Origin of the sequence: Clavibacter lycopersici (assembly GCF_003576405.1) — a bacterium.
GTDB classification, from domain to species: domain Bacteria; phylum Actinomycetota; class Actinomycetes; order Actinomycetales; family Microbacteriaceae; genus Clavibacter; species Clavibacter lycopersici.
Genome location: NZ_QWGT01000107.1, coordinates 1 through 9,269, shown reverse-complemented (window position 1 = coordinate 9,269; position 9,269 = coordinate 1). Strand labels below are relative to the sequence as shown.

Sequence of the window (9,269 nt, the reverse complement as noted above, 5' to 3'; positions counted from 1 at the left end):
CGCTCATCAGCGCGTAGGGCCAGCCCGGCGATCTCCTCGGTCGCCTCCCGCACGGCCTGCTCGCGCGCGATGAGCGTCCGCCGCCGGGCGAGCGCCCGGGTCACCCGCTCCGCGTCGTCCAGCGCGGTCGCCGCATCCCGGCGCGTCCGCTCGTCCTGGGCGCGCGCCGCATCCGCCGCGTCCGCCAGCTCGGCCAGCAGCCGCACGGTGTCCGCGGCGTCAGCGATCTCGAGCGCATCCACTCGCGTCGCCTCGCGCAGGCCCGTGAGCGCCTCCGCGACCTTCGCGTCGGCGGCGTCGGTGCGCGCCTTGGCGGCCTTGCGCATCTCGCCGAGCTGCGCGGCGGTCCGCTCGTACACGGCCGTGCCGAACAGCGACTGCAGCACGAGCCGCCGCTGCTCGCCGGTCGAGCGCAGGAACTCCGCGAACTCGCCCTGCGGCAGCACGACCGTCTGCACGAACTGCGCGCGCGTGAGCCCGACGATGCGCGCGATCTCCGTGCCCACCTCCTGCGTGCTGGTGCCGACGACCTCGCCCGCGTCGGCGTCCGGCGACGACAGCCGCACGAGGGTCGCGGTCGCGTTCTGGTTCGTCGTGCCCGTGCCGCGCGCCTTGGGCCGCTGGTGCTGCGGGCTCCGGCGCACCCGGTGGATGCCCGCGGCCGTCTCGAACACCAGCTCCACGTACGGCTCCACGCCCGGCGCCGCGTGGTGGCTGTGCAGCCGGTCGCGGCTCGACCCGTCGCTCGCGAGCGACCCGTACAGGGCGAACACCACGGCGTCGATGAGCGTCGACTTGCCGGACCCGGTGGGCCCCTCGAGCAGGAACAACCCCGACCGGCCGAGCTCGGCGAGGTCGATGACGTGCTCGCCCGCGAACGGACCGATGGCCTGGAGCGTGAGCCGGTGCAGGTCCATCAGGCGCTCCGGTCCGCGGCCAGGGCCTGCTCGTACGCCTGGCGGAGCACGAGCGCCTCGGCCTCGGTGGGTGCGGCGCCCGTCGCGTACTCGACGAAGTCGGCGGCGACCTCGAGCGGATCCGTCGTCGCGTCGACCACGCGCGACCGCACGCCCTCGACCCGTCCCGCGGGCTCGTGCAGCACGACGAGCGCGTGCGGCAGCGCCTCCCGCACACGGGCGACGAGGTGCGCGGGGTGCACGGGATCGGTCACGTGCACGCGCAGCCAGGCGTCGGCGAGGTCGGCGTGCCGCCCGTCCGTGATCTCCGCGAGCGTCCCCGTGATCTCCGCCAGCCGCCGCGGCACGGGCGCGTCGACGAGCTCGACCGTGGTGGATCCGTCGGCCGCCAGCTCCACGAGCGCGCTCGACTTCCGCTGCATCCGCTCCCCGAAGGAGAACGCGAGCGGCGAGCCGGAGTAACGGATGTGCGGAACTCTGACGCCCGGCTGCGCGGATCCCGCCGTCCGCACCTCCTGCGCCCCGTGCAGGTGCCCGAGCGCGACGTGGTCCGCGCCGGAGAACACCGACGCCGGCACCTGGTCGAACCCGCCCACGCGGATGTCCCGCTCGCTCTCGCTGGGCGCGGCTCCCGTGACGAACGCGTGGGCGATCACGACGACCCGCGCGTCCGGCCGCGCGGCCGCATCCGCCCGCACCCGGTCCATCGCGGCGCCCAGCACGGCCTCGTGGGAGCGCGGCAGGGGAGGGGATCCGGGGGCGGCGAGCGACGCGCGCACGGCGTCCGGATCCAGGTACGGCACCCCGTAGAACGCGACCGGCCCGTGGGCGTCCTCGATCACGACGGGCGTGTCGAGCGCCTCCGCCGACGCGAGGATCCGCAGCCCGTCCCGCAGCAGAGCCGACGCGAACCCGATCCGCGCGGCCGAGTCGTGGTTGCCGGGCGTGACGATCACGGTCGCGAGCGCGCTCAGCCGCGCGAGCGCATCGCCGAGCAGCCGCACGCTGGGCACGCCCGGCACCGCGCGGTCGTAGACGTCGCCCGCGACGAGCACCACGTCGACCTCGCGCTCGCGCACGAGATCCACGAGGTGGTCGAGGAACGCGGCGTGATGCGCGTGCAGGTCCTCGCCGTGGAGGGTGCGCCCGAGGTGCCAGTCGCTCGTGTGGAGGATGCGCACGCGGGTCCTTCCTCGGGGCTGCGGCGGTGCCCGTCACGCTACCGGAGGGCGCCGACACGGCCCGCGCCGGGGTCGCCCGCGCCGGGGGTGCCGACCGCCCCGCGCCTCCCGCGCGATCGACCCACCCCGCGCGGGCATGGGAGGCTGGCGCGGACGGGCGCGCGGGGGCGCACCCGCGGACGCCGTTCTCAGGGGGGACATGGCCATCTCGCTGCTCGGCCTCGCCCTGCTCGACAGCCTCAACCCGTCCGCCATCGTGGTGTCGCTGCTCGTGGTCGTCGCGCGCTTCGGCGACCGGCGGAGGATGACGGCGTCGCTCCTCGCGTACGCGGCCGGCATCCTCGTCGCCATGGTGGGCGTGGGCATCGCGCTCATGCTCGGGCTGCGGATCCTGATCGACCAGGTCGTCCGCGACGTGCCCGAGCGGACCCTCGACATCGCCCAGCTCGTGGTCGGCGTGATCATCCTGCTCATCGGAGCGCTGACGCCCGCCACGCCGAAGCGACCGCGTCGTCCCCTCGACGTCGACCGGGGCGCCGGCCGCCTCTTCGTGCTGGGCCTCGGCGTGACCCTCGTGGAGCTGTCGAGCGCGCTGCCGTACCTCGCCGCCGTCGGGATCCTCACGAGCGCCGACCTGCCGCCCGTGCAGTGGATCGCGTGGCTCGTCCTCTACAGCGCGGTCGTCGTGCTGCCGGTGCTGCTCATCCTGGCGATCGCGCTCGCCACCGCGTCCCGCCAGGGCGCCCGCGACTGGGCCGCGAAGCGGGCGGGCTCCATGCGGCAGGCGGGTCGCGGTCTGATCCTCACGATCCTGTTCCTGCTCGGCCTCTTCCTCACGGCCGACGCGGTCACCCGGCTCGGCCTCTTCGACGGGCTGCCGGGTGCCTGACCCGGTCGCCGCCCGACGCGCGGCCGCGATCGGATGATCCCGCCCTCGGGACCCGCGGACCCGCCTTGGTAGGATCGAGTGTGACTGGAGAGAACCTGCTCGGCGTGCCCGAGACGCGCCTGGCCGACGAGCCCGAGGTCGCCGCTCGCATCCAGAATGCCGACGGCGATCACGACACCCTCGGCGCCATCGCCGCCGACCACCCGCAGTCGTCGCTCGTCTGGGCGCTGCTCGCCGACTCCGCGTACGTGCAGGGCGACCGCATCGCCTCGTACGCGTTCGCGCGCGTCGGCTACCACCGCGGCCTCGACTCGCTGCGGAAGTCCGGCTGGAAGGGCCAGGGCCCCGTGCCATGGAGCCACGAGCCGAACCGCGGCGTGCTCCGCTCCCTCTACGCGCTGCGCCGCGCGGCCGCCGCCATCGGCGAGGAGGACGAGGTCTCGCGCCTCAGCGCCTTCCTCCGCGACGCGGATCCCACGGCCGCAGGCCACATCGAGGCCGCCACCGCCGGGGCGCTCCCGCCCACGGAGGCCATCGTCATCCGCGGCGAGGACTGATCCACCGCACCACCGCTCCGCCCGCACCACCGCACGCCACCCGATCCCGTACCGTCCGACCCGCCCCGACGAGGAGTGAGCCATGCCCGCAGTAGTGATCATCGGAGCCCAGTGGGGTGACGAGGGCAAGGGACGCGCGACCGACCTCCTCGGCAGCCGCGTCGACTACGTCGTGAAGTTCAACGGCGGCAACAACGCCGGCCACACGGTCGTCGTCGGCGACGAGAAGTACGCGCTGCACCTGCTGCCGTCCGGCATCCTCACGCCCGGCGTCGTGCCCGTCATCGGCAACGGCGTCGTCGTCGACATCGAGGTGCTGTTCCACGAGCTCGACGCGCTCGCCGCCCGCGGGGTCGACGTCTCCAAGCTCCGCGTCAGCGCCAACGCGCACGTCATCACGCACTACCACCGCACCATCGACAAGGTGACGGAGCGCTTCCTCGGCAAGCGCCAGATCGGCACCACCGGCCGCGGCATCGGGCCCACGTACGCGGACAAGATCAACCGGGTCGGCATCCGGATCCAGGACCTCTTCGACGAGAACATCCTGCGCCAGAAGGTGGAGGCGGCCCTCGACGCCAAGAACCACATGCTCGTGAAGATCTACAACCGCCGCGCCATCTCGGCCGAGGAGATCGTCGAGAGCCTGCTGTCCTACGTGGAGCGCCTGCGCCCCATGGTGTGCGACGCGTCCCTCGAGCTGAACGCCGCGCTCGACGACGGCAAGACCGTGCTGTTCGAGGCCGGCCAGGCCACCATGCTCGACATCGACCACGGCACGTACCCGTTCGTCACCTCGTCCAGCGCCACGTCCGGCGGCGCGGCCACGGGATCCGGCGTCGCGCCCAACCGGCTCGAGCGGATCATCGCCGTCGTCAAGGCGTACACGACCCGCGTCGGCGCCGGCCCGTTCCCCACGGAGCTGAACGACGAGTCGGGCGAGTACCTGCGCGCCAAGGGGTTCGAGTTCGGCACCACCACCGGCCGTCCGCGCCGCTGCGGCTGGTACGACGCGCCCATCGCGCGCTACACGGCCCGCATCAACGGCGTCACCGACTTCGTGCTCACCAAGCTCGACGTGCTCTCCGGCCTCGCGACCATCCCGGTCTGCGTCGCCTACGACGTCGACGGCGTGCGCCACGACGAGGTGCCCGTCTCGCAGTCCGACTTCCACCACGCGACCCCGATCTACGAGGAGTTCCCGGGCTGGCAGGAGGACATCACGGGCTGCCGCCGCTTCGAGGACCTGCCGAAGAACGCGCAGGACTACGTGATGGCCATCGAGCGGATGAGCGGCGCCCGCATCTCCGCGATCGGCGTGGGCCCGGAGCGCGAGCAGGTCGTCGTGCTGCACGACCTCCTCGAGGCCTAACCCTGATCCACGACGGCTGGGCCGACGACGCCCGCCTCGGCACGGACGCGTCGGACCTCGCGCGCTTCCTCAGCCGCGCGGACGCCCGCACGATGAACCGCGAGCGCCTGCAAGCCGATCTCGACATGGGCCAGGAGCAGTACGTCGCGGCCTGGCGCGAGCTGCACCGCTTCGGGTACGTGTCGTCGGCGGAGCTGCGGCGGCTCGTCGTCGAGCGGTGATGCGCTGGCGGTTCACGCGCCGTCCCCGCGCAGCGACCGCACCATGCTCCGCAGGATCCGCGTGGCCGCCGCGCGATCGTCGCCGGTGAGGTCGCCGAGCATCCGCAGCTCGACCGCGCGCACCGCGGCCGTCGCCTTCGCCAGCTCGCGGCGGCCCTTCGCGGTGAGGCGCGTGGGCTGCACGCGGCCGACGACCTCCTCGGCGGGCCGGGTCACGGATCCGTCGCGCTCGAGGGTCTGCAGCAGCACGTTCATCGACTGGCGGGTCACGAAGGCGCCGCGGGCGAGGTCGGAGTTCGAGGATCCGGGGCGCTGGGCGAGGAGCTCCAGGCACGAGTAGTGCGTGATCGTCATGCCCAGGGGGCGCAGCGCCTCCTCCATAGCGGCGCGCAGGGCGCTCGCGGCCTCCTTCAGCAGGTAGCCGAGCGAGGTCGGGAGGTCGATGCCGTCGTCGCCTTGACTCATGTCAGCATTCTGACATACGCTCCTCTATGTCAGGCATCTGACATCGAACACAGGAGACACCATGCCCGCCACCGGCCCCGACTTCATCTCGCTCCAGGTCACCGACCTCGACGCCTCGCGAGCCTTCTACGAGCGCTACCTCGGCCTCGTCCGCTCGCCCGCCGGGCCCCCGCACGCCGTCGTCTTCACCACGACGCCCATCGCGTTCGCGCTCCGCGACGTGATCCCCGGCACCGACATCGCCGGCACCCCGCAGCCGGGGATCGGCGCGGCCCTCTGGCTGCACGCGACCGACGTGCAGGGGATCCACGACGCGCTCGCCGCCGACGGCCACCGCATCGTGACCGCGCCGTTCGACGGTCCCTTCGGCCGCACGTTCGCGTTCGCGGATCCGGACGGGTACCAGGTGACGCTGCACGACAAGGCGTGACGGCCGCTGTCCCCGTGATGCGGGGTGGTGGATCCGCGGCGCGTGCCCCACGCTGAGGGCATCCGATCGCGAGGGATCCGCATGCGCCGCTCACCGCTCGTCCCCGCCGCTCTCCTGGCGCTCGTGCTCCTCGCGGGCTGCGCGCCCGGAGCCGATGACGCGGGGACGCTGGCTGCCGGTGATCCGCCCGCGTCGTCATCGTCGGGTGAGCCGGTCGCGGTGCCGACGCCGGCGGAGGTCACCGGCTACGACTGCAACATCCGTCCCGTCGACCCCGAGGCGTTCGAGGCACGCGTGCCCCTCAGCAGCCTCGGCGCGGAGGGGGCCGCCGCGTTCGCGGAGACGACGCAGGGGATGGAGGGCCATCCCGGCTACCCGCCGGAGGACGGCTGGTTCGTGCTCGCGGCCTCGGCGACCGACATCGAGATCATGCGCGCGGTCACCGAGCCGTACGAGATGGGGAACGGCGAGATCCCGCCGGACCACGAGTACGTCGCCGCCAAGCGCGTCGAGGAGCCGGGCGAGGCACCCCGGTGGATGGAGTGGTCCGCGTCGCCGTGCGCCCTCCGGCTGGACTACGCGGAGCTCGACGTCGCGACCGTCTCCTTCGAGGCGCTGCCGGATCCGTCGTCCGACCGGATCACGTTCCTCGTCGACGAGCACGCCTGCAACTCCGGCGAGGACGCCGCCGGACGCGTCCAGCTCCTCGCGCTCGAGGAGACGGACGACCGGGTGGAGGTGGCCTTCGGGGTCCGGCCCCGGAACGTCGGGGCGACCTGCCAGGGCAACCCGTCCACGCCGTTCACGGTCGCCCTGTCAGCACCGCTGGGGGAGCGCGAGGTGGTCGACACGGGGCTCGTGATCCCCCGGCCGGTCGGGCTGTCTCCGCAGGTGGGGATGCCGACGGGCTGACCCGATCCGACCCGGTACGACCCGGCGGACGCCGGACCGGGCTCCGGAGGTGACGCTGCCCGATGAGGCGTGACGCGGATCAGGCGCGCGGCTCTCCCGCGAGCACCGCGGACGCGATCCGCTCCGCCGCCTCGACCGCTGTGATCCGCGAAGTGTCCACGACCTCGGCCTCCGCGTGCAGCCAGGTGCGCGCGGCTTCCGCGTAGGGCTCCACGCGGGAGAAGCGGAACGCCGAGGGGCCGAGGTCCGGGTCGCGCTGGATGCGGTCGCGGAGCGTCTCGGTGTCGGCGTGCAGCACGAAGTGGCGGATCGGGATGCCGTGGGCGGCGAGACCCCCGCTGATCTCGTGCCAGTACGCCTCGGTGAGCACGGTCATGGGCATCACGAGCGTGCCGCCCGTGTACTCGAGCACGCGACGCGCGCTCTCGACGACGAGGGGTCGCCACGGCGTCCAGTGCTGGAAGTCGTCCAGCTGCAGGAGCGGCGGCCGGATGTCCATGAGCACCTCGCCGACCTTCTCGGCGTCGAGGACGCGGCTGTCGGGGATCCGCTCCTGCACCAGCCGTGCCGTCGTCGTCTTGCCCACGCCATGGGTCCCGTTCAGCCAGACGATCATGGCCGGAACGTAGCGCGGGCGTCGCGCCGACGGCATCCGCCCGGAGAGGGATCCGGGCTGGCCTGGTCGCGGCCGCGCCGGAGGACCAGGCTGGAGGGGCGGCGGGATCCGGACCCGCCCCACGACGCGCGGCCCCGCGCACGCGGAAGGACCCCATGCTCTGCATCGTCTACTCCAGCACCGCCGAGCGGTCCTTCGACGACGTCGACCTCGCGCAGCTCCTCGCGCAGAGCCGCGCGACCAACGCGGCCCACGGGCTCACGGGACTCCTCGTGCACCGGCAGGGGCGCTTCCTCCAGCTCATCGAGGGGGAGGAGGCCGACGTGCGCGAGCGCATGGCCGCGATCCTCGCGGACGACCGCCACGGCCGGATCGCCACGCTGATGGAGGAGCACATCACCGAGCGGCAGTTCCCCGACTGGACGATGGGCATGGCGAAGTACGACGCCCGCGTGGCCGAGCGGATCCCCGGCTACCGGGACACCTTCGACGACCTCGAGGGCGAGCGCCCGGACGACGCCATCCGGCCCGCGCTCCGCGAGCTGATCCGCTGGTTCCAGGAGGACACGGGCCGGCTGTCCTGAGCCGCCTGGAGGACGCGCGGGTCGCGGCTCAGGCCACAGGCGCCGCGCTCCGCCAGAACCCGGCGAGGAGATCCGCACTGGCCTGCGGCTGGTCGACCTGGGCGGAGTGGCCGGCGTCCGCGACGACCTCGTAGCGGGCGCCCGCGCGCTCGGCCATGTCGCGCTGCCAGTCCTGCGGCCAGGCGTCGTCGGCGTCGCCGTGCGACACGAGGACGGGGACGCCGGTGGCGCGCAGCTCGTCGACGCGGTCGGTCTGCTCCTGCATGATCTCGAGCGCGCCGAGCAGCTGCGCCGACGCCGTGCCGAGCAGGCGCGTGCGGAACCACGCGACCTCGGGGTCGTCGCCGTCGAGCTGCTCCGGCAGGAACCACAGCGGCCAGAGGCCGGCGCTCCCCGACGCGCGGATCGCCGCGATCTGCTCGGAGCGGTCGGCGCGGCTGCGGGGGCCCGAGTTCCAGTGCGTGTAGCTGGCGAAGCGGCCGGGGTCGCGGATCACGGCCTGGAGGCCGACGACGCCGCCGAAGCTGTGGCCGAGGAGGTGCACGGGGCCGAGGGGTGCGGCGGGTGCGGCGTCGGTCGCGACGTGCCGGCCGCCGGATCCGCCGACGCCCGCCAACGCGTCGACCACGTGGTGCACGTCCTGGCCGAGGGTCTCGAGCTCGTAGCCGGTCGCGTCGACGGGCGGCTCGGCCTGGCCGGGGCCGGGGGATCCCCACTGCCCGCGCTGCGAGAACGCCACGACCGTGAACCCGCGGTCGGCGAGCGGGCCGAGCAGCGGGAAGAAGTCCTCCTTCGATCCCGTGAAGCCCGGCACGAGGACCGCGACGGGTGCGGTCGCGGGATCCCCGGTGCGGGCGGGCACGCGCACGGCCGACAGCCGCGCCGCCTGCACCTCGATCGTGAGGTCCTCCGCGTCCTGGGGCCGGTGCTCGGACAGGGTGCGCGGGGCGCGGGCGTCGGTGCTCATGCCGTCAGCGTAGGCCGGGTGCGGCCGGGCGTCGGGTCGCGTCAGCCCGCATCCACCCCCGGCAGCGTCAGCCGGAAGCGCGCGCCCGCGCCAGGGGAGGCGGGCAGGCACGCGAGGTCGCCGCCCTGGGCGCGGGCGAGCGCGCGGGCGATGGGGAG

12 protein-coding genes are annotated in these 9,269 nt (G+C 73.9%); 7 read left to right on the top strand and 5 right to left on the bottom strand.

The annotated features are described in order from the left end of the window. The coding region (locus DZG00_RS08695; RefSeq protein ID WP_147359956.1) for an AAA family ATPase at positions 1–917 on the bottom strand (917 nt) is incomplete at its 3' end. Continuing rightward, positions 917–2,098, bottom strand: a complete 1,182-nt coding sequence (locus DZG00_RS08690) for an exonuclease SbcCD subunit D (protein ID WP_119383137.1) — start codon at positions 2,096–2,098, stop codon at positions 917–919. The genes DZG00_RS08690 and DZG00_RS08695, both read right to left, overlap by 1 nt. A 199-nt stretch (positions 2,099–2,297) precedes the next feature. On the opposite strand from DZG00_RS08690, the gene DZG00_RS08685 reads away from it, so the two are divergent. The 4 genes from DZG00_RS08685 (at position 2,298) to DZG00_RS17445 (ending at position 5,137) form a co-directional block, all read left to right on the top strand. Further along, entirely contained in the window at positions 2,298–2,987 is a 690-nt protein-coding gene (locus tag DZG00_RS08685) for a GAP family protein (protein ID WP_158587798.1), read from the top strand. An 80-nt stretch (positions 2,988–3,067) separates the two neighbouring features. Continuing rightward, positions 3,068–3,544, top strand: coding sequence for a DUF3151 domain-containing protein (locus DZG00_RS08680; protein ID WP_119382157.1), 477 nt, complete (start codon positions 3,068–3,070; stop codon positions 3,542–3,544). A gap of 82 nt (positions 3,545–3,626) precedes the next feature. Then, the gene (locus DZG00_RS08675) at positions 3,627–4,916 is read left to right on the top strand and encodes an adenylosuccinate synthase (RefSeq protein WP_119382158.1); all 1,290 of its coding nucleotides are present in this window, start codon (positions 3,627–3,629) and stop codon (positions 4,914–4,916) included. Between the two features lie 92 nt (positions 4,917–5,008). Beyond that, entirely contained in the window at positions 5,009–5,137 is a 129-nt protein-coding gene (locus tag DZG00_RS17445) for a hypothetical protein (protein WP_011931910.1), read from the top strand. Positions 5,138–5,149: 12 nt separating this feature from the next. Here the strand turns inward: DZG00_RS17445 and DZG00_RS08670 are convergent, their stop codons facing one another. Beyond that, positions 5,150–5,602 (bottom strand): MarR family winged helix-turn-helix transcriptional regulator, encoded by a 453-nt coding sequence (locus tag DZG00_RS08670; protein ID WP_119382159.1) that lies wholly within the window; start codon positions 5,600–5,602, stop codon positions 5,150–5,152. A gap of 61 nt (positions 5,603–5,663) precedes the next feature. Between DZG00_RS08670 and DZG00_RS08665 the strand changes: the two genes are divergently transcribed. Further along, entirely contained in the window at positions 5,664–6,032 is a 369-nt protein-coding gene (locus DZG00_RS08665; RefSeq protein ID WP_119382160.1) for a VOC family protein, read from the top strand. An 81-nt stretch (positions 6,033–6,113) separates the two neighbouring features. Continuing rightward, on the top strand, positions 6,114–6,944 hold the full coding sequence (locus DZG00_RS08660) for a hypothetical protein (protein ID WP_119382161.1): 831 nt from the start codon (positions 6,114–6,116) through the stop codon (positions 6,942–6,944). Positions 6,945–7,023: 79 nt separating this feature from the next. On the opposite strand, the gene DZG00_RS08655 is transcribed toward DZG00_RS08660, so the two are convergent. After that, positions 7,024–7,560, bottom strand: coding sequence for an AAA family ATPase (locus DZG00_RS08655; RefSeq protein ID WP_119382162.1), 537 nt, complete (start codon positions 7,558–7,560; stop codon positions 7,024–7,026). A gap of 155 nt (positions 7,561–7,715) precedes the next feature. On the opposite strand from DZG00_RS08655, the gene DZG00_RS08650 reads away from it, so the two are divergent. Further along, the gene (locus DZG00_RS08650) at positions 7,716–8,144 is read left to right on the top strand and encodes a BLUF domain-containing protein (protein WP_119382163.1); all 429 of its coding nucleotides are present in this window, start codon (positions 7,716–7,718) and stop codon (positions 8,142–8,144) included. Between the two features lie 28 nt (positions 8,145–8,172). Here DZG00_RS08650 and DZG00_RS08645 read toward each other — a convergent pair whose 3' ends face one another. Continuing rightward, entirely contained in the window at positions 8,173–9,111 is a 939-nt protein-coding gene (locus DZG00_RS08645) for an alpha/beta fold hydrolase (protein WP_119382164.1), read from the bottom strand. Positions 9,112–9,269 lie beyond the last annotated feature (158 nt).